The 20,474-nt window shown below is 68.2% G+C and carries 21 protein-coding genes; 12 read left to right on the top strand and 9 right to left on the bottom strand.

Going from position 1 to position 20,474, the window contains the following annotated elements:
- Positions 1-15 precede the first annotated feature (15 nt).
- Positions 16-648 carry a response regulator transcription factor gene (locus tag ACIGHN_RS07055; RefSeq protein ID WP_056418058.1) on the bottom strand — a complete coding sequence of 211 codons (633 nt, stop codon included), beginning with the start codon at positions 646-648 and terminating at the stop codon, positions 16-18.
- A 125-nt stretch (positions 649-773) separates the two neighbouring features.
- Between ACIGHN_RS07055 and ACIGHN_RS07050 the strand changes: the two genes are divergently transcribed.
- The 6 genes from ACIGHN_RS07050 (at position 774) to ACIGHN_RS07025 (ending at position 5,850) form a co-directional block, all read left to right on the top strand.
- Complete coding sequence (locus tag ACIGHN_RS07050) at positions 774-2,237, top strand: CHASE3 domain-containing protein (protein WP_396503808.1); 1,464 nt, start codon at positions 774-776, stop codon at positions 2,235-2,237.
- A gap of 335 nt (positions 2,238-2,572) precedes the next feature.
- Complete coding sequence (locus tag ACIGHN_RS07045; protein ID WP_082485988.1) at positions 2,573-2,737, top strand: DUF1328 domain-containing protein; 165 nt, start codon at positions 2,573-2,575, stop codon at positions 2,735-2,737.
- Between the two features lie 56 nt (positions 2,738-2,793).
- Positions 2,794-3,186, top strand: coding sequence for a hypothetical protein (locus ACIGHN_RS07040; RefSeq protein WP_056418061.1), 393 nt, complete (start codon positions 2,794-2,796; stop codon positions 3,184-3,186).
- A gap of 217 nt (positions 3,187-3,403) precedes the next feature.
- Positions 3,404-3,721 (top strand): BON domain-containing protein, encoded by a 318-nt coding sequence (locus ACIGHN_RS07035; protein ID WP_056161625.1) that lies wholly within the window; start codon positions 3,404-3,406, stop codon positions 3,719-3,721.
- Between the two features lie 173 nt (positions 3,722-3,894).
- Positions 3,895-5,028 (top strand): putative zinc-binding metallopeptidase, encoded by a 1,134-nt coding sequence (locus ACIGHN_RS07030; protein WP_056418062.1) that lies wholly within the window; start codon positions 3,895-3,897, stop codon positions 5,026-5,028.
- Positions 5,029-5,103: 75 nt separating this feature from the next.
- The gene (locus tag ACIGHN_RS07025) at positions 5,104-5,850 is read left to right on the top strand and encodes an alpha/beta fold hydrolase (RefSeq protein ID WP_396503807.1); all 747 of its coding nucleotides are present in this window, start codon (positions 5,104-5,106) and stop codon (positions 5,848-5,850) included.
- A 65-nt stretch (positions 5,851-5,915) separates the two neighbouring features.
- On the opposite strand, the gene panC is transcribed toward ACIGHN_RS07025, so the two are convergent.
- Positions 5,916-6,770, bottom strand: coding sequence for a pantoate--beta-alanine ligase (gene panC, locus ACIGHN_RS07020; RefSeq protein WP_396503806.1), 855 nt, complete (start codon positions 6,768-6,770; stop codon positions 5,916-5,918).
- 115 nt (positions 6,771-6,885) lie between these two features.
- On the bottom strand, positions 6,886-7,767 hold the full coding sequence (gene panB / locus ACIGHN_RS07015) for a 3-methyl-2-oxobutanoate hydroxymethyltransferase (protein WP_396503805.1): 882 nt from the start codon (positions 7,765-7,767) through the stop codon (positions 6,886-6,888).
- 188 nt (positions 7,768-7,955) lie between these two features.
- Here panB and ACIGHN_RS07010 point away from each other — a divergent pair, with 188 nt between their 5' ends.
- From ACIGHN_RS07010 to ACIGHN_RS06990, 5 genes are all read left to right on the top strand, one after another.
- A complete protein-coding gene (locus ACIGHN_RS07010) occupies positions 7,956-9,026 on the top strand; it encodes a hypothetical protein (protein ID WP_056423027.1) in 1,071 nt (356 codons plus the stop codon).
- A gap of 54 nt (positions 9,027-9,080) precedes the next feature.
- Positions 9,081-10,427: an ankyrin repeat domain-containing protein gene (locus tag ACIGHN_RS07005; protein WP_396503804.1), complete on the top strand. Its 1,347-nt coding sequence runs from the start codon at positions 9,081-9,083 to the stop codon at positions 10,425-10,427.
- Between the two features lie 222 nt (positions 10,428-10,649).
- Positions 10,650-11,528 (top strand): carboxylating nicotinate-nucleotide diphosphorylase, encoded by an 879-nt coding sequence (nadC, locus tag ACIGHN_RS07000; protein WP_396503803.1) that lies wholly within the window; start codon positions 10,650-10,652, stop codon positions 11,526-11,528.
- Between the two features lie 121 nt (positions 11,529-11,649).
- Positions 11,650-12,774 carry a quinolinate synthase NadA gene (gene nadA / locus ACIGHN_RS06995; RefSeq protein WP_396503801.1) on the top strand — a complete coding sequence of 375 codons (1,125 nt, stop codon included), beginning with the start codon at positions 11,650-11,652 and terminating at the stop codon, positions 12,772-12,774.
- A gap of 72 nt (positions 12,775-12,846) precedes the next feature.
- Positions 12,847-14,718 carry a chorismate-binding protein gene (locus ACIGHN_RS06990; RefSeq protein WP_396503800.1) on the top strand — a complete coding sequence of 624 codons (1,872 nt, stop codon included), beginning with the start codon at positions 12,847-12,849 and terminating at the stop codon, positions 14,716-14,718.
- Between the two features lie 46 nt (positions 14,719-14,764).
- On the opposite strand, the gene ACIGHN_RS06985 is transcribed toward ACIGHN_RS06990, so the two are convergent.
- Complete coding sequence (locus ACIGHN_RS06985) at positions 14,765-15,124, bottom strand: 5-carboxymethyl-2-hydroxymuconate Delta-isomerase (RefSeq protein ID WP_056418377.1); 360 nt, start codon at positions 15,122-15,124, stop codon at positions 14,765-14,767.
- Between the two features lie 378 nt (positions 15,125-15,502).
- Here ACIGHN_RS06985 and ACIGHN_RS06980 point away from each other — a divergent pair, with 378 nt between their 5' ends.
- The gene (locus tag ACIGHN_RS06980; RefSeq protein WP_396503799.1) at positions 15,503-16,261 is read left to right on the top strand and encodes a carbonic anhydrase; all 759 of its coding nucleotides are present in this window, start codon (positions 15,503-15,505) and stop codon (positions 16,259-16,261) included.
- Positions 16,262-16,304: 43 nt separating this feature from the next.
- On the opposite strand, the gene bioF is transcribed toward ACIGHN_RS06980, so the two are convergent.
- From bioF to ACIGHN_RS06955, 5 genes are all read right to left on the bottom strand, one after another.
- On the bottom strand, positions 16,305-17,537 hold the full coding sequence (gene bioF / locus ACIGHN_RS06975) for an 8-amino-7-oxononanoate synthase (RefSeq protein WP_396503798.1): 1,233 nt from the start codon (positions 17,535-17,537) through the stop codon (positions 16,305-16,307).
- Positions 17,528-18,199 (bottom strand): dethiobiotin synthase, encoded by a 672-nt coding sequence (gene bioD, locus ACIGHN_RS06970; RefSeq protein ID WP_396503797.1) that lies wholly within the window; start codon positions 18,197-18,199, stop codon positions 17,528-17,530. The genes bioF and bioD overlap by 10 nt, the downstream gene beginning before the upstream one ends.
- Positions 18,200-19,537: an adenosylmethionine--8-amino-7-oxononanoate transaminase gene (bioA, locus tag ACIGHN_RS06965; RefSeq protein ID WP_396503796.1), complete on the bottom strand. Its 1,338-nt coding sequence runs from the start codon at positions 19,535-19,537 to the stop codon at positions 18,200-18,202. It abuts the gene before it with no gap.
- A 120-nt stretch (positions 19,538-19,657) separates the two neighbouring features.
- Entirely contained in the window at positions 19,658-20,038 is a 381-nt protein-coding gene (gene panD / locus ACIGHN_RS06960) for an aspartate 1-decarboxylase (protein WP_056161647.1), read from the bottom strand.
- Positions 20,039-20,089: 51 nt separating this feature from the next.
- Positions 20,090-20,464, bottom strand: coding sequence for a 6-carboxytetrahydropterin synthase (locus ACIGHN_RS06955; protein WP_056418092.1), 375 nt, complete (start codon positions 20,462-20,464; stop codon positions 20,090-20,092).
- Positions 20,465-20,474 lie beyond the last annotated feature (10 nt).

Here is a 20,474-nt window from a genome sequence, read left to right as displayed (position 1 = left end):
CGTTGGCGCAGCATGTCAGTCGATCAGGCGATTCTTGAGCGCGTAGTACGTCAGGTCGCTGTTGGACGACAGGCTCATCTTTTCCATCAGCCGTGTGCGGTAGGTGCTCACGGTCTTCACGCTGAGCGACAGGGCCTTGGCGATATCGCCCGCCGTCTCGCCCTTGGCCAGCTTCAGGAACACCTGGAACTCACGCTCGGACAGCTGTTCGTGCGGTGGTGCGTCGTCCTTGCGGTTGAGCTGCTGCGCCAGCAGTTCGGCCACGGCGGGCGTGAGGTAGCGGCGGCCCAATGCAATGGTGCGGATCGCTTCCACGATCTCCGCAGGCTCGCATTCCTTGTTGAGGTAGCCGCTGGCGCCCTGGCGGATCAGGTTGATCGCGTAGTGCTCTTCGGGGTAGCCGCTCAGGATGAGGATCCCCATGTCGGGGGCCTTGGCGCGCAGCATGGCGAGGGCGTCCAGGCCGCTTTGGCCGGGCATGGACAGGTCCATCAGCAGGACATCGATTTCCTTGTTGCGCACGAGATCGATGGCTTCGCGGCCATTGGAGGCCTCACCTTCGACCCGCAGGTCTACATGCTCCGACAGAAACTGCCGCAGGCCGGAGCGAACAATCGCGTGGTCATCCACAATACCAATCTTGATCATCGATCTTTCTTTCACAGGGCGGGGTGCCGCACCCGATGCTTGTTGGTTGCACAGGTTCTCCAGCCTCATGCTGCGCAATGGCAACATGACGCCCGGGTCACCGGACATTATCCAGAATAACGCGTATGAGCCTCAAAGAAAACACCCGTCGATGGTTACCCAAGGTCCGGAGGATGGCGATCAGCCTGCCAATGGCCCTGCTGGCAGCCATGGTGCTGGTGGGTATCAACGAGACCGGGCACATGCGGTCGCAGGACGCCGTGGCGCAGATGGCGCATGGCCAGGATACGCGCAAGGCCGTCAATTCGCTGCTGCAGAGCATGCTGGACGCGGAGACCGGCCAGCGCGGCTACCTGCTCACCGGCAATGAAGCTTACCTGGAGCCGTACGACAAGGCTGTCGCCACGGTGCAGACCAATCTGGACGGGCTGCGCCAGCAGTTCATGGATGCCCCCGACGACATGCAGGAATTCGCGCTGCTGTCGCGGCAGATCTCGCGCAAGCTCGCCGAGATGGAGCTCAGCCTGCGGCTGCGCCGCCAGGGCAACGACGACGCCTGGAAGTTCATCCTGCACACCGACCTGGGCAAGGAGCACATGGAGGCGATCCGCAAGCACTCGCAGGAGTTGATCGCCCGCAGTGACCGTTATGTGCAGCAGGGGCAGCAGCAGGTGGAGCAGTCCCTCATGCTCTCGCGCATCGGCATTGCCACCGTGACGGCCATCGGACTGCTGGCGTTCTACATGTACCTGCGCCAGACGCAGGCCGTGCAGCAGGTGAGCCAGCGCGAGCAGGCGCTGCTCGAGCGCGAGCGCGACCGGCTCGAAGGCCTGGTGAAGGAGCGTACGGCCACGCTGTCCGAACTGGCGAACCACCTGCAGCAGGTGCGCGAGGAAGAGCGCGCCCACCTGGCGCGCGAACTGCACGACGAACTGGGTGCGCTGCTGACGGCGGCCAAGCTCGATGTGGCACGGCTCAAGTCCAAGATCGACGCCACCGCACCAGATGTTTCCGAACGGCTCAAGCACCTGACCGAGACGCTCAACAGTGGCATCGCGCTCAAGCGCCGCATCATCGAAGACCTGCGGCCTTCCTCGCTGTCCAACCTGGGGCTGACTGCGGCCATCGAAATCCTCACGCGCGAATATGCCGAGCGCGCCGCCATCGAGGTCGAGACTAGCCTCGAATCCGTGCAACTGCCCGATGCCTCCCAACTCACTGTGTACCGCATGGTGCAGGAGGCCCTGACCAACATCGGCAAGTACGCCAAGGCCGACAAGGTGCTGGTGTCGGTGCACGCCTATCCCACGCATGTCTCGGTGCAGGTGCGCGACAACGGCCAGGGCTTCGACCCCAGCAGCGTGCGGCCCACCTCGCACGGGCTGTCCGGCATGCGCCACCGGGTGGAGGCTGCCGGCGGCCGCCTGTCGATCACCTCGCGGCCGGGTAACGGCACGCTGGTATCTGCGGTCCTGCCCTTGAAGCGCGAAGAGGGCGACGAGTCCTCTCAGCAAGACAACGCGACCCAGACCGCTCAAGCCACGCCAGCGACTGTGGCTGCGGCGCCCGTTTCTTCCTCGACCTTCTGAGCCGGTGCGCCACGGGCGCGCCGATCCACGGCGGGCTTGCAGGAACACGGCACCTGCGCCGGTGCGCGCTGCGTCATCGCAGCGCCGATCTCCCTGGGTGACCTTTGCTGCGCTCTGGGGCCAGAGCGCATGGCGCTGCGCCCGCACTCGCGCAGTCAATTCGCCATCTACACGGCGCCGTCCTACACGGCCCGCGCGGTGCCGCCGACACGGGGGCGCGCCGGGCACCGGCATCGGCCAGCCTGGTTCATCCATACAGTTAACCCCAGGCGCTGAAGTTCTCGTGCCACCCGACCGACCAGCCGGCCAGCCCGGCCCCTCACAAGGAGAAGGAAATGTTGCACTACGCAGTTGTTTTTCTGGTGATCGCGCTGATCGCGGCACTGTTCGGCTTTGGCGGCATCGCTGCTGGCGCCGTGGGCATTGCCAAGATCCTGTTCTTCGTGTTCGTGATCATGGCCGTTGTGACCTTTGTCCTGGGGCTGCTGCGAAAGGGCTGACGCCCGCCGGCAACCCGACCGCACACCAGCATCCCCATTTACCAGGAGTTTGAACAATGAGCATCCAGACCGCCACCGATAAAGTCGCCGACAACGCCCGCCACCTGGCTGACGACGTTCTGCAAAGCGCCCAAGACGCCGTGACATCCACCCGCAAGGCCGCCGACAAGTCGCTTGAAAAAGCCGAAGAAGGGGTGCGTAGCCTGCGCGAGCAGACCGACCCCGTCATCGACGACCTGGCAGCCCGTGCCCAGGAGCTGGCCAGCCGCGGTATCGACTACTGCGCAGAAACCAGTGCCCGTGCCCGCCGCCAGATGCAGCAAGCTGCTGAGGCCACCACGCGCTACGTGGCCGAAGAGCCCGCCAAGTCGCTGGTGATTGCCGCCGCATCGGGCGCCGCTTTGGCCACCCTGCTGCTGTGGGCCTCGCGCCGCCGCCCAGCGTACTAACTCAAAATCAAATCGTGCGAGTTGCTCCACGCCGCCTGACCCGCAGGTCCTCTGGCTCACCAAGACGCTGAAGGACACGCAACCCAGGTGACAGGGCAACCTCCAGACACTTCATCGATCCCCCACAGTCCGCTGGCCGCGGAGGGTGCAACAGGCCGGCAGACTGAGATAACTCCAGCACCCGCGTTCCCAACCATTTTTCAACAAGGACAACATCATGAAATACGCACGTGCCCTCGCTTTCGCCGCAGTAGCTGGCATCACCATCGTCACGGCCACGGGCTGCTCGGTGGCTCGCGACCAGCAAACTATGGGTTCCTACGTTGATGATGCAGGCATCACCACGGCTGTGAAGGCCAAGATGGCTGAAGACAAGAGCGTGTCCGCTACCTCCATCAGCGTGGAAACGCTGAACGGTACGGTGCAGCTGTCGGGCTTTGCCAAGTCGCAAACCGAAAAGAACCAGGCTGAAGCCATTGCCCGCAACACCAAGCATGTGCGCGAAGTGCGCAACAGCATCGTTGTCCGTCCCTGAGCGGAACGCTTGACCCCAGGGTGACGGCCATTCAGGCCGTCGCCCGCCGGGACGAGAACTGAGCAGGCTCCAGGGTCCCCTGGAGCCTGCTCTTTTTCATTGACATACGTTGTTTTCCTCTTTGACACGCACACCGTGTGCCGAAGAGCGCACCAGGGTTTAAGCTCACCACCATGCGCGTATTCAATTGCGACCATTGCGGTCACCTGGTTTTCTTCGATAGCGTGCAGTGCCTGAACTGCGGGAGCACGCTGGCGTTTCTGCCCGACCAGATGACATTGGCTGCGCTGACGCCCGCTCCGCAGGACGGTGATGGGCTGTGGCGGCGCAGAAGCCAGGAGGGCAGCACGCAGCACACCGGGCGCCTGTACCGAATGTGCCGCAACCATACCGAATACCAGGCGTGCAATTTCGCCATCCCGGCCAATGACTTTGCCGACCTGTGCGCGTCGTGCCGGCAAACCCGGTTTCTGCCCGACCTGTCGGCTTACGCCAACATGCGGCGCTGGAAGCAGATCGAAGGCGCCAAGCGCCAGCTGTTCTACACGCTGGCGCGGCTGGGGCTGGAGCCCGTGCCGGGCCGGGCGGGGCCGGTGTTCGAGTTCCTGGCAGACATGCCGGGCGGGCCGCCCATCCTCACCGGGCACCTGGGCGGCATCATCACGCTCAACATCGCAGAGGCCGACGACGATGAGCGGGCGCGCCGGCGCATCGCGCTGGGCGAGCCGTACCGCACGCTGATCGGGCACCTGCGCCACGAATCCGGCCACTTCTACTGGGACCAGCTGGTGCGCGACGGCGGCCTGCTGGAGTCGTTCCGTGACCTTTTCGGCGACGAGCGCCAGGATTACTCCGCCGCGCTCGATGCCCACTACGCCAAGCAGGGCGAGCTGGGCGACTGGGCCACGCGCCACGTCAGCGCCTACGCGGCCTCGCACCCGTGGGAAGACTGGGCCGAAACCTGGGCGCACTACCTGCACATGATCGACCTGCTGGAGACCGCCGCCAGCTACTCGGCCGGCGTCACCGTGCCCGACCCGCGCGGCAGTGTGCGCCACCATGTCACCGACCCGTTTGCGATGCCGCGCCCCGGGTTCCAGGACATGGTGCGCCAGTGGGTGCCGCTCACGCTCATGCTCAACAGCCTGAGCCGCAGCCTGGGCCAGCACGACGCCTATCCGTTTGCGCTGTCGGCGGGCGCCATGCGCAAGCTGCGGTTCGTGCACGACCTGGTGCGGGCGCAGACCCAGGCCGGCGGCCGGCCGGATGCAGGCGTGCCAGACCCCGGCGTGCCCACAGCCCTCTGAGATCGCCCCCGGCCGGCGGACGGCCTCCCGCGCCGCGGCCAGCAGCCCGGCGCGATCCTTGCGACACTGGCGGACATGACGACATCTTCATCCCACGCCACCGCGCTCCCCCGATTGGTCTTCATCCCGGGCCTCGCGGCCGATGCCGCCATGTGGCAGGCTCAACTGGCCGCCATGCCTGCCGACCTGCACCCGGTGGTGACCACCGCCCATGCCCAGCCTTCAGCGCTGCGCATCGAGGACATGGCTGCGCAGGTGCTGGCGCTCCATGGCGGCCCCTTGCTGCTGTGCGGCGCCTCGATGGGCGGCATGGTCGCGATGGAAGCGGCGCGCCAGGAGCCCGCTCGGGTGGCTGGCCTGGCCTTGCTGGGCACTTCGGCCCGGCCTGAAGCCCCCGAGATGCGCGCCCTGCGCGAGGCCGCGATGGAGCTGTTCGCGCAGGGCCGGGTGCGCGAGGTGATCGAGCCCAATGTCGCGTTCGCCTTCCACCCCGCCGGCGCCGCCAAGCCCCACCTGGTGCAGGCCTACCTCGACTTCGTCCTGCGCGCCGGCGCCGAGCAACTGGTGCGGCAAAACCGCGCCGTCATCCACCGGCCCGACGCCCGGCTGCACCTGCCCCGCATCGCCTGCCCCACGCTGGTGGTGTGCGGAGACTCCGACCAGCTCACGCCGCCCGAATGCTCGGCCGAGATCGCAGCGCTGATCCCGGGCGCTGACTACCAGGTGCTGGCCGAGTGTGGCCACATGCTGACCATGGAGCAGCCCGACGCCGTCAACCGCGCGTTGCTGGGGTGGCTGGCGCGGGGCGGGTGGGCTCGGTAGACATTGAATCAAAACAGCCTCTGCCGCTCATCTGGCAAGCGCTAGCTGCTATCAATAGCAGAGCATCAGAACTCCAGGTTGTCGATGAGCCGCGTGGTGCCCAGGCGCGCCGCACCCAGCGCCACCAGTGTGCCCGGCGCGTCCTCGGCCGTGGGTGCCAGCAGATCCACCCGGCGGCGCACCGTCAGGTAGTCGGGCTGCCAGCCGCGTGCGCGCAGGGCGTCCAGGGCCTGCTGCTCCCACGCTGCGGCGTGCTGCGGGTCAGGGGCCGGGGCGCCGCGCCAGCGCTGTGCCAGTTGCTGCAGCGCCTGGGACAGCGCCACGGCTTCCTGGCGCTCCTGCAGTCCCAGGTAGCCATTGCGCGAGCTCAGGGCCAGCCCGTCGGCGGCGCGGAAGGTCTCGCCCGCCACGACCTCGATGGGCAGCGCGAACTGCCGCACCATGTGGCGGATGACCATGAGCTGCTGGTAGTCCTTCTTGCCGAACACGGCCGTGCCGCCCGTGGCGCCCAGCACGCAGGCAAACAGCTTCATCACCACCGTGCTCACGCCCACGAAGAAGCCGGGTCGAAAGTGCCCCTCCAGCATGTCGGCCAGCAGTGGGTCGGGGTGCACCTTGAAGGTCTGGGGCTCGGGGTACAGGTCGGCCTCGCGCGGTGCAAACAGCACATCGCAGCCGGCGGCCTGCAGTTGCGCGCAGTCGGCCTCCCAGGTGCGCGGGTAGCTGTCGAAATCCTCGTGCGGCAAGAATTGCAGGCGGTTCACGAAGATGCTGGCCACCGTCACGTCGCCCAGGGGTTTGGCCTGGTGCACCAGGGCGATGTGTCCGTCGTGCAGATTGCCCATGGTGGGCACGAAGGCGGGGCGACGGTACGGGGCCAGGGCCTGGCGCAGGTCGGCAACGGAGCGGGCGATGAGCATGGTGAAGAGGCCGTGCGGCGATGAAGAAAAAAGGCAGGGATTGGCGAACGCGCTTGCGTGCGTGGGCAACGGGGGCAATCGGCAATCGGCGCTGGGTATGGATCGACGCCTGGCGCTACCACGCGTGCAGTGCGTTGTCCGGAAACCGCCCCTGCTTGACGGCCTGCACGTACGCCTCCATGGCGCCGCGCACGCTGCCGGCGTCCTGCATGAAGTCGTGCACGAACCGGGGCATCTTGCCCAGGTTCATGCCCAGCATGTCGTGCAGCACCAGCACCTGGCCCGCGGTGCCGTTGCCCGCACCGATGCCGATGGTGTGGCAGTGCGGCAGCTCCGCCGTGATGTCGGCCGCCAGCGCGGCGGGTACCATCTCCAGCACCAGCATGGCCGCACCGGCGTCCTCCAGTTCGTGCGCTTCCTGGCGCAGCGTGCGCGCCGCACCGTCCGTCCTGCCCTGCACGCGGTAGCCGCCCAGGGCGTGCACGGTCTGCGGCGTCAGGCCCAGGTGGGCGCACACGGGGATGCCGCGCTGCACCAGAAACTCCACCGTGGGTGCGGTCCAGCCACCGCCTTCCAGCTTGACCATGTGCGCGCCGGCCTGCATCAGCGCGCAGGCGCTGCGCAGGGCTTGCTCGCGGCTTTCGGCGTAGGTGCCGTAGGGCAGGTCCGCTATCAGCCAGGCCGTGGCCTGCACGCGGTGCAGCCCCCGCGCCACGCTGGCCGTGTGGTAGACCATGGTGTCCAGCGCCACGCCCACGGTGCTGGGCAGCCCCTGGCAGACCATGCCCAGCGAGTCGCCCACCAGGATGCACTCCACGCCCGCCGCATCGGCCACGGCGGCGAACGTGGCGTCGTAGGCCGTCAGCATCGTGATCTTCTCGCCAGCGTCCCGCATCTGCGCCAGTCGCGGCAGGCTTACGGGCCTGCGCTGAGGCAGGGGCGACGCAGGCGGCAGGGTGCCGTAGGGCGTGGCAGACGCGGTGCTGGTGGCAGTCATGGGGCTCGCAGTGGCAAAAATTGCCGCGAGTCTATGCGATACCCCTGTCCCTACCGCCCTCGGAGGGCGCCCGCAGGACGTTGTAGCGGACCGCAGTGCACTGAAAGGCAACACCGGACAATTTGTCCAGTGCACCACGCCATCCACTGGCTATCATCCACCGCCATTGGCCGCTGCGTGGGGGTCCTGTGAAGAAAGACATGGAGGGGTCGATGGACTACTGGGATGGATTCGATACCAGCCACTGGAAAACCAGTGACAAGGCCTGGATGGCAGAGCGCAAGCAGCAGTGGCTGGAGGTCGAGAAGCTGCTGTACGTGCTGGACAAGAACAAGAAGGCCCGGAGCATCATCAAGCAATACTTCTTGAAGGGCCAGCTCCCCGAGTGGAAGAAGCTCCATGACTGGAGCCAAAGCTCCACCACGCGCCACCTGGACCTGCTGCTCTTTCTGTACCTGCACCCTAGCCGTGACGATGCGGTGTTGCGACCCCTGCGCGACCAGTTCATGAACAACCCCCATGCCCGTTGGAACGACCGGTTGATCGGGTTCAACGGGTTGTGGCAGATCGGTCTGAGCGAGCCTGCGTCGGGCAGCCTGCGGATGTTTCGCATGGCCGATCTGGAAAAAGAACTGCCCGCAGTGGCCGCCAGCCTGCCGCCTGCGCCCGAGCCCTTTGCGGACTGCCGACGGATCGAAGTGCATACCGAGGGCCAGACCGAACGCCTCTTCAATCTGATGTGGCCCGACGTCAAGCTGCAGACCGTGCGCCTTCCGGTGACGATCAACACCTACTACAGTCGCGCACCCCGGTACACCCTGGACTACGAAGATTTTCCAATGATGCAGCACGGCTTCACGCTGGATACGCTGTGGACCATGAGTCAATGGCTGGTGCGGCCTGAACCCCTGAACCGCGGCAGCAGCGACATGATCTTCCAGTACGAACGGCCGATGGACCTGTGGTACCACCACTGCGCGCAATCGGACGTGCCGCAGAACGCGGCGTGGCGCGAGCTGGTCATGCTGGCGGTGTACCGCATCTTTCACTTCGACGTGGACCAGGAAGGCCCTGACAGCCCGCGCACCCGCTTCGTGCACAGGGCGCGGGCTTTGCTCACGCAGCGCGAGTTTTCCGCTTCGTTCCAAGCCCTGATCGCCGCAGCCCGCAGCGGCGAGGTCGTGGTGAGCGATGCATGGGGCCAAGAAGCCAAGGTTCTGGCACCGGCCCTCTACACCAACACACGCTGCACCGGCTGAGGCCAGGTGCCCATTTCAAACCCAGCCAACCAACCAAGACGAGAGTGTGGACCCATGGAAACCAGCGTATTTGTCAGTGAACCTGGAGCTTTCCGGATCCGTGTGGCCGACCATGCCGCCGCATTGAAGAACCTGCAGCGCGGGTGCCCCAAACACATGGTGATCGCGGACTACCTGCAGAACCCCGAAGAGTTCGCCAGCACGCACTACCTTGCCCGGGCGTTTGAGCTGCTGGGCACGCAATGCGATGTGGATGGTGGCGATCTGGTGCTGGTGCCTTTCGCAAGCAGCGAGAGCGTGGACCTCTCGGCCTACTACTGGGACTTCATTGAAACGTTGGCGCACGAGGAGAACCCGGGTTCCCTGTCCGAGGGGGGCAAGCTGGCGATGATCGAAGCCGGTGAGGATGTGGACGACGAGCAGGACGCCCGCCACCACGCCAGCGAAGCGGCCGATGACTTCATCAGCGCGATGGGAGATCGCAAGATCACCTTGGCTGAACTCGATGCCGTGATCGCCAGCGAAGGCGGCGTGGACTTTTGCAACTACAACGGCGACACGCCGTTGCTCGCGGCGAGTACGAGTTACCGCTGGGCCATTTCGGCGCGTGCAGATGCGCAGATGGACGGCGACACCGACACCGACACCGATAGCGACGACGAAGAAGACCCGGAAGAAACAGCCTGTGCGGCGCGGGAGTGGGAAAGGAACGTGCACAACCTGCACACCGTGCTGCAACGCCGCCCCGACATGGCCGTGCGCAACAGGGATGGCTCGGACGCCCTGGGCCTGGCGGCAGAGTCCGGCAGCGTGGAGTTCGTTGATCTGCTCATGGCACACGGCGCAACGGTCAACGCGGGCGCACTGCAGGGCGCAGTCCGCAGCTTTTCGCTGGACATGGTGCGCAAGCTCGCCCAGCACCACGCGCACCTGGCGGGGCCTGATCTGCTGCTCGTCGCTTGCTCTGCCCATAGCATCATGCCCGGCAAGCTGGAGATGGTGCGTTATCTGGTGGAGGAACTGGGCTGCGACGTGAATGCCCGCGGGACAAAGGTCGCCTGCGCGTTCAAGGGGCCGGTGGGCCGCCTTGGCACGGCCTTGATGGCGGCAGCGCTGGCGGACGATTTGGCGGTGATCCAGTACCTGCTGTCCGCCGGGGCCGACCTGCACGCGGTGGACGCGTATGGCAACACAGCGCTGCATTACTGCAGCGGCCAAACGTGGGTGAACGAGCCGGGCGGGGGGACGCTCTGGTTCGCGCTGGATGACAACCCGAAGGTCATCGACCTGCTGCGCCGGCACGGAGCGGACGACAGGGCCGTCAATGTGGCAGGTAGAACGCCCGCTGATCTGTTGGCCAGCCGCCGGTCGCACGACATGTCTGACGACGGCGCGGATTGACGCCCGTGCCCGCAGCGCGGTCGGTTATCTGGGTCGGCACAGGCTTGCGGCTGCCGGTCCGATGCGTCGCACGCCGGCCGGTCACTGGCTGTCCGCCATGCGCACTGCCGCGCATCCCGTACCACAAAGGCTGCTGCGCGACCCTTTGCGGACGATGAACACCTTGTCCGGCGCCCGTCAAAATTTCGGCGCGTCTGTGCGATGCCGCTATGCTTGCCCACCATGAAAAATCGAGACGATGAAACCGACGCGGCCGTGGCCGCGCTGGCACAGCAGGATGTGGCCCGCGCCCTGGCCGAAGACGTGGGCACCGGCGACCTCACGGCCGGGCTCATCGACCCCAGCCGCCGCGCCCGTGCCCGCATCCTGGCGCGTGAGCCCGCCGTGATCTGCGGGGCCCCCTGGGCCGAGGCCGCGCTGCGCGCGCTGGACCCTGGCGTGCAGCTCACCTGGCGCGTGCAGGAAGGCCAGCGCTGCGTGGCCGACCAGATCGTGCTGGAGATCGAAGGCCAGGCCCGCGCGCTGCTCAGCGCCGAGCGCACCGCGCTCAACTTCCTGCAACTGCTCTCGGCCGTGGCCACCAAGACGCGGCATTACGTGGACGTGGTGGCCGGCACCCGCGCGCAGATCGTCGACACCCGCAAGACCCTGCCGGGCCTGCGCCTGGCGCAGAAGTACGCCGTGCGCGTGGGCGGCGGCACCAACCACCGCATCGGCCTGCACGATGCGGTGCTGATCAAGGAAAACCACATCGCCGCGGCCGGCGGCGTGACGGCCGTGCTGCGGGCTGCGCAGGCGGTGGCGGGCCAGGCCCGATTCATCGAGATCGAGGTGGAAACGCTGGACCAGCTGGCCGAGGCCCTGCAGGCCGGCGCGAAGATGGTTCTGCTGGACAACATGCCCCTGCCCACGCTGCAGGAGGCCGTGCGCATCAACGCCGCGCACCCTGGCGGCGGTGCCATCCTCGAGATCTCGGGCGGCGTCACGCTCGAAGGGCTGCGCACACTGGCCGACACCGGCGTGGACCGCATTTCCATCGGCACGCTGACCAAGGACGTGCAGGCCACCGACTTTTCGATGCGCCTGCAGGACCTGGCCTGAGCCCCTGGCCGCACCCGCCCGGCCGACCCTGCGTTGCGCAGGGTTGCCAGCGCAGGGCGGGCCGGGCCGATATGCTTACCCCTCCACGAAACCAGCCCCAGCCGCTGGTAGCAAGTACCCCATGACCACCATTGCCATCAAGGACGTCGAGTACGAGCAGCCCGCCCCGGGCGCGGACGGCGGCGTCTGTTCCACCAAGCACGCCTGGGCGCGCGTGCCGCCCGAGCCCGCGCCGGCCGAGCGCGCGGCGCTCAAGGACCGCATCCGCCGCCTGCTGAAGGAAAAGAACGCGGTCATGGTGTCGCACTATTACGTGCACCCCGACCTGCAGGACCTGGCCGAAGAAACCGGCGGCCTCGTGAGCGACTCGCTGGAGATGGCGCGCTTTGGCCGCGACCACGCGGCGCAGACGCTGGTGGTGAGCGGCGTGCGCTTCATGGGCGAGACGGCCAAGATCCTGAGCCCCGAAAAAACCATCCTGATGCCTGATCTGGACGCGACCTGCTCGCTGGACCTGGGCTGCCCGATCGACGAGTTCAGCGCCTTCTGCGACGCGCACCCCGACCGCACCGTGGTGGTCTACGCCAACACCAGCGCCGCGGTGAAGGCACGCGCCGACTGGCTCGTCACCTCCAGCTGCGCCCTCGACATCGTGGGCGCCCTGAAGGCCGCGGGGCAAAAGATCCTGTGGGCACCCGACCGGCATCTTGGGGCCTACATCCAGCGCGAGACCGGCGCCGACATGGTGTTCTGGAACGGCGCCTGCATCGTGCACGACGAGTTCAAGGCCTTCGAGCTGGAAGCCCTCAAAAAGGAACACCCCCGCGCCAAGGTGCTGGTGCACCCCGAGAGCCCCGCCGACGTGGTGGCGCTGGCCGACGCCGTGGGCTCCACCAGCGCCATCCTCAAGGCTGCGCGGGAGCTGGATGCTACCGAGTTCATCGTGGCCACCGACAACGGCATGATGCACAAGCTGCGCACCCTCAATCCCGGCAAGACGTTCTACGAAGCCCCTACGGCCGGCAACAGCGCCACCTGCAAGAGCTGCGCGCACTGCCCCTGGATGGCGATGAACGGTCTGGCCGACGTGGCCCGCGTGCTGGAGACCGGCGCCAACGCCATCACGGTGGACCCGGCCCTCATCCCGCGCGCCCGCCAGCCCATCGACCGCATGCTGGCCTTCACTGCGGCGCTCAAGAACGGGCAGCCCACCCCAGCGCTGGTGCCGCACCTGGGCGCTGCCTGAGGGCGTGGTGGCAATGATGCGCTACTTATTTGATAGCTGCTTGCGCTCATTCATCAAGCGGTAGGAGCGGTTTTGACTGGTATTTCGCGCATCGACTTCACCCAGCCGCAGGATGCCGACAGGGCGCGCCTGCGCCACGCGTTCGGTGTGCCGCGCGAGGTGCTGGTGGCGCGCGACCTGGCCGGTGTGCGCGGTGTGCTCGACGCCGTGCATGCGGCGGCCGCGGCAGGGCGTTGGTGCGTGGGGTATGTGCGCTACGAGGCTGCTGCCGCGTTCGATGCTGCGCTGCAGACCCATGCGGCCGATGGCCCGCTGGCGTGGTTTGCGGTGCACGACGCACCCCTGCCGTGGCCCGCCGACGCGGCGGGTGCAGCCCCCCAAGACCCTGCCGAAGTGGCCTGGACCGGCGCCCCGGGCCGCGCCGCCTTCGATGACGCCATGGCGCGCATCCAGCATGCCATCGGCGCGGGCGAGCTGTACCAGGTCAACCACACGGCGCCGCTGACGGGCACGCTGCAGGGCAGCCCCGCCGGGCTGTTTGCAGCGCTGCTGCGGGCGCAGCCCGGCGGCTACGCCGCGCACATCGACGCGGGCGGCGAGCAGGTGCTGTCGGTGTCGCCCGAACTCTTCTTCGACTGGCAGGACGCGCCCGAGGGCGGCAGCATCCTGGCGCGCCCCATGAAGGGCACCGCCCCGCGCGGCGCCACGCCTGAGCAGGATGCGGCCCGTGCCGACCACCTGCGCACGGCGCCCAAGGAGCGTGCCGAGAACGTGATGATCGTGGACCTGCTGCGCAACGACCTGTCGCGCATCGCGCTGCCGCACAGCGTGCAGGTGCCCGCACTGTTCGCCACCCAGGCCTTGCCCACCGTGTGGCAGATGACGTCCGACGTGGTGGCGCGCACGCGGCCCGGCACCACGCTCACCGACGTGTTCGCGGCGCTGTTCCCGTGTGGCTCCGTCACAGGCGCGCCCAAGGTGCGGGCCATGCAGATGATCCATGCGCTCGAAGGCCAGCCCCGGGGCGTGTACTGCGGCGCCGTGGGCGTGGTGCGGCCCGCGGGGCGAATGAGAAAGGCGGGGCCGGGCGGCGCCACCCACGCCGTGTCCGCCACCTTCAACGTGCCGATCCGCACCGTGGTGCTCCACGGGGGGCGCGGACCGGAAGATGGGTGGAGCGCCACCTGCGGCATCGGCAGCGGCATCACCTCGGGCGCCGAAGCTGCCGCAGAATGGCAGGAGTGGCGCCACAAGCGCGCATTCGTGGAGCGCGCGAGCATGCCTTTCGAGATCCTGGAAACACTGGCTCTGAACGACGGCAAGTTCCGCCATGCCGACCTGCACGTGGCGCGCATGGGCCAGGCGGCGGTGCACTTCGGCTATCCGTGGAACGCCCATGCCGTGCGGCAAGAGCTGCAGATCGCGGCGCTGCAGAACTTCAACGGCGCCTGGCGCGTGCGGCTGCTGCTGGCCGCCGACGGCAGTGCGCGCGCCGAAGCCTTTGCCCTGCAGCCCACCGCGGAGCCCGTGCGCCTGCAGTTGGCCGCCACCGCCTTCGAAGCGGCCCACGGCGAGTTCGTGCGGCACAAGACCACCCGCCGCGCGCACTACGCGGCGTATGCGCCCACCACGCCGGGGGTGTTCGACACCGTGCTGTGGAACGAGGCGGGCGAGATCACCGAGAGCACCTTCGGCAACATCGCCGTGCTGCTGGACGGCCAGTGGGTCACCCCGCCCCTGGCCTGCGGCCTGCTGCCTGGCGTGGGGCGGGCCGTGGCGCTGCGCGAAGGGCAGGTGGCCGAAGCCGTGGTGCGCCTGGCCGACTTGCCGCGCGTGCAGGGCTGGGCCTTCATCAACAGCCTGCGCGGCTGGCTGCAGGCGCAGATGGACGCGCCCGGCGCACTGCCGCAGGTGGCCGGACCCGCGGACCGCGAAGCCCGCTGAACGCGGGGCCCGCTGCTGCCGCTGGCACGCGGCGGCTGTCGGAGGGTCAGAGCCGTTCCTTGGCGTAGGAGCCGCGGTCCATGTCCACCACCTCCACGCTCAATTGCACCAGCACGCCGGCAGGCCGGGGCGAGAGCTCGCGCAGCACCGCGGCCACGCGGCCGGAGAGGTCCTTCTTGGCCTCGGGCGAGCGGCCAGCCAGCAGGCGCAGTTGTGCATGCACAAAGGCGCGGTTGGCTGGTGCAGTGCCGATCTCGAAGCTGTCGGCCACCACGAAGCGGGTCTTCAGGTCGGCTTCGTCCTGGATTTCGGGGTGGGCGCACAGCTGGGCGTTCAGGGCCTTGAGCGCCTCGGCTTCGGGGAAGTGCGGCAGGTTGCTGGTGTATTCGACGACGAGATGGGGCATGGTGAAGGGTCCGTTCAGGGGCATGTGCCGCATCGGCAGGCACACAGGGCACAAAGGTTGCGCACCCGGCGCCAGTTTAAGGGGCTGGATGGTGCCGGCGGGGCGGCGTGCCCTCGGGGTGTGTGGCCCAAGCGCAGCCAGCGCGCCACAAACCACAGATTTCTTATCGCTTCCTTAAGCTCGCCCAGTTCGGGCGCTGTCGTGGCACGGTACCGACGGTGGCGGCCATTCGTATCATTTGTGTTGCAACTCAGCAGGCAGGTGCGCAGAATATGGCGCGTTCGGCCGCAGAGCAGGCCCTGGCCGGGCGTCGTGTGTTCGGCAAGGGATTGAACGCGCGCAGATCGATGATTGCCTGTTCACCATCCCCTCCATGCCATGACCCACCCTGCATTCGTCCGACACATCGCCCTGGCCGCCATCGCACTGTGCACCGCTGCCGCTGCCAACGCACAAAGCGCCAACCCGCACTGGGAATACAAAGGCAAACACGGCGCCACCCACTGGGGCGAGCTGGAAGCAGGCTTTGAAGCCTGCGCGCGCGGCGCGGCGCAAAGCCCGGTGAACATCCGCAAGACCGTGAAGGAAGCGCTGCCCGCGCTCGACTTCCAGTACACACCCGCCGCCCCCACGCTGCTCAACAACGGCCACACGGTGCAGGTCAACATGCCCGCCGGCAGCAAGCTGGTGGTGGACGGCAAGCCGATGGAGCTGCTGCAGTTCCACTTCCACACGCCCAGCGAAGAAGCCATTGGCGGCAAACGCGCGGCCATGGTGGCGCACTTCGTGCACAAGGCCGAAGACGGCACGCTGGGCGTGGTGGCCGTGCTGATCCAGCCCGGCAAGGCCAATGCCGCCTGGGCCCCGATCTTTGCCCACCTGCCCCGTGCGGGCGAGCAGGTCACGGTGAACGGACTCTCCCTCGACGCCAGCAGCCTGCTGCCTGCCAGCAAGGGCTACTACAGCTTTGCCGGGTCGCTGACCACGCCGCCATGCTCCGAAGGCGTGCAGTGGATGGTGCTCAAGGAGCCCGTCAAGCTCAGCCCGCAGCAGATCAATGCGTTCCGCCACATGTACAGCGCCAACGCACGGCCGCTGCAGCCCATCAACAGCCGGGTGATCAAGGAAAGCATCTGAGGACTGCCGAAGGACCGGTGACCCACCCCGATCCTTCGAGCGGCTAGCCCAGACGCTCTGCTGCATGCTGGCGCAACGCGGCCAGCAGGTCTTCCACGTCCGCCTCGGTGTGCGCGGCAGACAGTGCGATGCGCAGCCGTGCCGTACCCGCCGGCACCGTGGGTGGCCGAATGGCCGGCACCCACAGGCCCTGCGCGCGCAGGCTGTCCATGGCGGCCAGCGCGGCTTCGTTGCTGCCCACCACCAGTGCCTGCACAGGCGTTTGCGACGGCAGCAGGTGCCAGGCCGTTGGTGCGGGCAGCGCCGCCAGGCCACCGCGCAACTGGGTGATGCGGGCCTGCAGGTGCGCGCGGCGGTCGTCGGCCGCGGCGATCAGCACCAGGCTTTCGCGCAGCGCGCTGGCCAGCAGCGCCGGGGCCGCGGTGGCAAAGATGTAGGTGCGCGTTTTCTGCAGCAGCCATTCAATCAGCGCTGCATCGCCCGCGACGAAGGCGCCTGCCACGCCCGCGGCCTTGCCCAGCGTGGCCATGTAGAGCACGCGGCGCGCGGCATTCGCACCCGTCAAGCCCGCCTGCGCCAGGCTGCCGCGCCCCTGGGGCCCCAGCACGCCGAAGCCGTGCGCATCGTCCAGCAGCAGCAAGGCGTCGTAGCGCTCGCACAGCGCCAGCAGGGCAGGGATGTCGATCAGGTCGCCGTCCATGCTGAACACCGCATCGCTGATCACCAGCTTGCGCCGGGCGGGGCTGGCGGCCAGGGCGGCCTCCAGCGCGGGCAGGTCGGCGTGCGGGTACCGGTGAATGATGGCGCGCGACAGGCGGGCGCCGTCGATCAGGCAGGCGTGGTTGAGCGCATCAGAGAACACCGCATCGCCATCGCCCACCAGCGCCGGGATGATGCCCGCGTTGGTGGCGTAGCCCGCGTAGAAGTACAGCGCACGGGGCAGTTGCACGAAGGCGGCCAGGTCGTGCTCCAGCGCGGCGTTGGCGGCGCTGTGGCCGCTGACCAGGGGCGAGCCGCCCGAGCCCACGCCGAAGGTGTGCGTGGCCTCGCGCGCGGCCTGCGCCAGCGCAGGATGGCTGGCCAGGCCCAGGTAGTCGTTGCTGCAGAACGCCAGCATGGGCTGGCCGTCCACCAGCAGGCGTGCGCCGCCTGCCGGCTCCACCACGCGGCGGCGGCGCAGCAGGTGCGCGCGCTCGATGTCGGCCAGGCGGCCCGGGATCTCATCGAGCCACGATGTTGCGGTCGAGCCCGCAGCGGACGTGCCGGTCACAGCCATGCCGGCGGCAGCTCCAGCTGCATGCTGCGTGCCTCGGGCAGGTCCTGGTAGGGCACCTCGGCCAGCAGCGGGGCGCCCAGGCGGGCGCGCAGGTAGGCGATGTTGTCGCCGGCCGCTTCCATGCCGGGGTCCATGCGGTTGGCCACCCAGCCGATGAGCGTGAGGCCGCGCGCGCGGATGGCCTCGGCCGTCAGCAGCGCGTGGTTCAGGCAGCCCAGGCGCAGGCCCACCACCAGCACCACAGGCAGTGCCAGGGCCTGGGCCAGGTCGGCGCCGGTGAGCGTGTCGGACAGCGGCACCAGAAAGCCGCCTGCGCCTTCCACCACCACGGCGTCCGCCTGCGCCGCCAGCGCCTGGTAGCTGCGCACGATGGCCGCGATGTCGATCTCCACGCCGGCCCGCGCCGCCGCGATGTGGGGCGAGAGCGGGTCGGGCAGCAGCACGGGGTTGTCCAGCTCGGGCGCCACGGCCAGGGTGGAGGCCGAGCGCAGTGCGATGGCATCCTCGCTGGCCCAGTCCTCGCCCCAGGGCACCAGGCCCGCGGCCACGGGCTTCATGCCCACCACGTGGCGGTGGTGCGGCGCCAGCGCGTGCAGCAGGCCGGCGGACACCAGCGTCTTGCCGACGCCGGTGTCGGTGCCGGTCACAAAACATCCAATCATTTAAATTTCCTCTTGCAGGGTGGCGTCGAGCGCGTCGAGCGCGCCGCGGGCCAGGCATTGCACGGCCTCGTCGTCGAGCAGATAGGGCGGCATGGCGTACAGGGTCTTGCCGATGGGGCGCAGCACCAGCCCGCGCGCCATGGCGTGCTGGTGGTAGCGGCGGGCAAAGTCGGGCAGCGAAGTGTCCACGTCCCACGCCCAGATCATCCCCTGGCGCCGCGCATGGTGCACGCGTGGGTGGTGGGTGATGGGTACGCATGCCGCGTCGAGGCGTTGCGCCAGCGCGGCGTTGGCTTTCAGTGCGTCGAGCTGGTCGAACAATTCCAGCGTGGCCAGCGCCGCGCGGCAGGCCAGCGGATTGCCGGTGTACGAGTGCGAATGCAAAAAGCCGCGCGCCACGTCGTCGTCGTAGAAAGCCGCGTACACCGCATCGGTGGTCAGCACGGCCGACAGCGGCAGCGTGCCGCCGGTGAGGCCCTTGGACAGGCAGATGAAGTCCGGCCGGATGCCCGCCTGCTGGTGCGCGAACATCGTGCCCGTGCGGCCAAAGCCCACGGCGATTTCGTCCACCACCAGGTGCACCTCATAGCGGTCGCACAGCTCGCGCGCCCGGCGCAGGTAGTCGGGGCTGTGCATCGCCATGCCGGCGGCGCACTGCACCAGCGGCTCGACGATGAAGGCCGCGGTGGTTGCGTGGTGTTCTGCCAGCCAGCCTTCCAGGCCTGCTGCGGCGCGCTGCGCCACATCGTCAGCGGTCTCGCCAGCGGCGGCGCCGCGCGCATCGGGGCTGGGCACGGTGTCGGCCAGGCGCACCAGCGGCGCGTAGGCCTCGCGGAAGATCGCGATGTCCGTCACGGCCAGCGCGCCCACCGTCTCGCCGTGGTAGCCGCCGGCCAGGCCCACGAAGCGGCTCTTGGCGGGCCGGCCCCGGTTGCGCCAGCAGTGCGCGCTCATCTTCAGTGCGATCTCGGTGGCGGCTGCGCCGTCGCTGCCGTAGAACGCGTGGCCCAGGCCGGTGAGTGCAGCCAGGCGCTCCGACAGCTCCACCACCGGCGCGTGCGTGAAGCCCGCGAGCATCACGTGGTCGAGCCGGCCCAGTTGGTCCACCAGCGCAGCCTGGATGTGCGGGTGGCTGTGGCCGAACAGGTTGACCCACCAGGAGCTGATGCCATCCAGGTAGCGCTTGCCGTCGGTGCCGTACAGCCAGGGGCCCTGCGCGCGGGCGATGGCCACGGGCGGCTGGGCCTCGTGCCGCTTCATCTGCGTGCAGGGGTGCCAGACGCTGGCGAGGCTGCGGGCGGCCAGGGTGTCGGGTGGAGGTTGTGGGGTCGCACTCATGCGGATTTGCGCCGGTTCATTGCATTCACAGCCGTTCGGGCTGAGCTTGTCGAAGCCTCGCGCGGCGCTTGGACAGGCTCAGCGTGAACGGGGTCGGGTAAGTTTGCAGACAAAGTGAAATCACAGCGCCTGGGTGGGCACCGCGTGGCGCAGTTCCGTCTGGCGGTTGTTCTCGTCCACGAACACCAGCTGTGGCTGGTGCGTGGCCACCTGGTCTTCATGCACCTGGGCGAAGGCCGCGATGATGATCAGGTCGCCCACCGACGCGCGGCGTGCGGCCGAGCCGTTGACCGAGATCATCCCGCTGCCGCGCTGGCCCTTGATGGCATAGGTGATGAAGCGCTCGCCGTTGTTGATGTTCCAGAGGTGCACCTGCTCGTTCTCGGCGATGTCGGCCGCATCGAGCAGGTCTTCGTCGATGGCGCAGGAGCCCTCGTAGTGCAGCTCGCACTGGGTCACGGCCACGCGGTGGATCTTGGATTTGAGCAGGGTGCGGAACATCGGGCGTCCTGGGTTGGCGTCTGAAAATTGTGGCGGTGCGGGCAGTCTGCGTCAGGCCACGGGCAGGTCCAGCGTGCAGCTGTCGCCCAGCGCGTCGCGCCAGACGCGCACCCGGCTCACGCGTGGCTGCAGGTCGGCGGGCAGGGCCGCTGCGATGAACACGCACAGGTTCTCCAGCGTGGGGGTGCCCAGGCCGGGCACGTCGTCCAGCAGGTGGTGGTCCAGCTGCTCGCGCACCACGGCCAGGCCCTGGCGCAGCAGGCCCAGGTCCAGCACCATGCCGGTGGCGGGATCGCGCGGGCCGCTCAGCGAAACCTCGGCATGGTAGGTGTGGCCGTGCACGCGGCGGCTGCCTTCGGCCTCGATCTCGCGGCGCAGGGTGTGGGCGGCGTCGAAGAAGAAGCGCTGGGAAATGGTGAACAACATAGGACTGACG

The sequence above is a fragment of the Acidovorax sp. NPDC077693 genome (assembly GCF_044542805.1).
In the GTDB taxonomy this organism is placed as follows: Bacteria; Pseudomonadota; Gammaproteobacteria; order Burkholderiales; family Burkholderiaceae_C; genus Acidovorax.
This window is presented reverse-complemented; position numbering and strand designations above follow the sequence as displayed.

Coding starts and splice junctions, on each gene's coding strand:
- ACIGHN_RS07055 (WP_056418058.1), bottom strand. CDS start 648: ATGATCAAGATTGGTATTGTGGATGACCACGCGATTGTTCGCTCCGGC.
- ACIGHN_RS07050 (WP_396503808.1), top strand. CDS start 774: ATGAGCCTCAAAGAAAACACCCGTCGATGGTTACCCAAGGTCCGGAGG.
- ACIGHN_RS07045 (WP_082485988.1), top strand. CDS start 2,573: ATGTTGCACTACGCAGTTGTTTTTCTGGTGATCGCGCTGATCGCGGCA.
- ACIGHN_RS07040 (WP_056418061.1), top strand. CDS start 2,794: ATGAGCATCCAGACCGCCACCGATAAAGTCGCCGACAACGCCCGCCAC.
- ACIGHN_RS07035 (WP_056161625.1), top strand. CDS start 3,404: ATGAAATACGCACGTGCCCTCGCTTTCGCCGCAGTAGCTGGCATCACC.
- ACIGHN_RS07030 (WP_056418062.1), top strand. CDS start 3,895: ATGCGCGTATTCAATTGCGACCATTGCGGTCACCTGGTTTTCTTCGAT.
- ACIGHN_RS07025 (WP_396503807.1), top strand. CDS start 5,104: ATGACGACATCTTCATCCCACGCCACCGCGCTCCCCCGATTGGTCTTC.
- panC (WP_396503806.1), bottom strand. CDS start 6,770: ATGCTCATCGCCCGCTCCGTTGCCGACCTGCGCCAGGCCCTGGCCCCG.
- panB (WP_396503805.1), bottom strand. CDS start 7,767: ATGACTGCCACCAGCACCGCGTCTGCCACGCCCTACGGCACCCTGCCG.
- ACIGHN_RS07005 (WP_396503804.1), top strand. CDS start 9,081: ATGGAAACCAGCGTATTTGTCAGTGAACCTGGAGCTTTCCGGATCCGT.
- nadC (WP_396503803.1), top strand. CDS start 10,650: ATGAAAAATCGAGACGATGAAACCGACGCGGCCGTGGCCGCGCTGGCA.
- nadA (WP_396503801.1), top strand. CDS start 11,650: ATGACCACCATTGCCATCAAGGACGTCGAGTACGAGCAGCCCGCCCCG.
- ACIGHN_RS06985 (WP_056418377.1), bottom strand. CDS start 15,124: ATGCCCCATCTCGTCGTCGAATACACCAGCAACCTGCCGCACTTCCCC.
- ACIGHN_RS06980 (WP_396503799.1), top strand. CDS start 15,503: ATGACCCACCCTGCATTCGTCCGACACATCGCCCTGGCCGCCATCGCA.
- bioF (WP_396503798.1), bottom strand. CDS start 17,537: ATGGCTGTGACCGGCACGTCCGCTGCGGGCTCGACCGCAACATCGTGG.
- bioD (WP_396503797.1), bottom strand. CDS start 18,199: ATGATTGGATGTTTTGTGACCGGCACCGACACCGGCGTCGGCAAGACG.
- bioA (WP_396503796.1), bottom strand. CDS start 19,537: ATGAGTGCGACCCCACAACCTCCACCCGACACCCTGGCCGCCCGCAGC.
- panD (WP_056161647.1), bottom strand. CDS start 20,038: ATGTTCCGCACCCTGCTCAAATCCAAGATCCACCGCGTGGCCGTGACC.
- ACIGHN_RS06955 (WP_056418092.1), bottom strand. CDS start 20,464: ATGTTGTTCACCATTTCCCAGCGCTTCTTCTTCGACGCCGCCCACACC.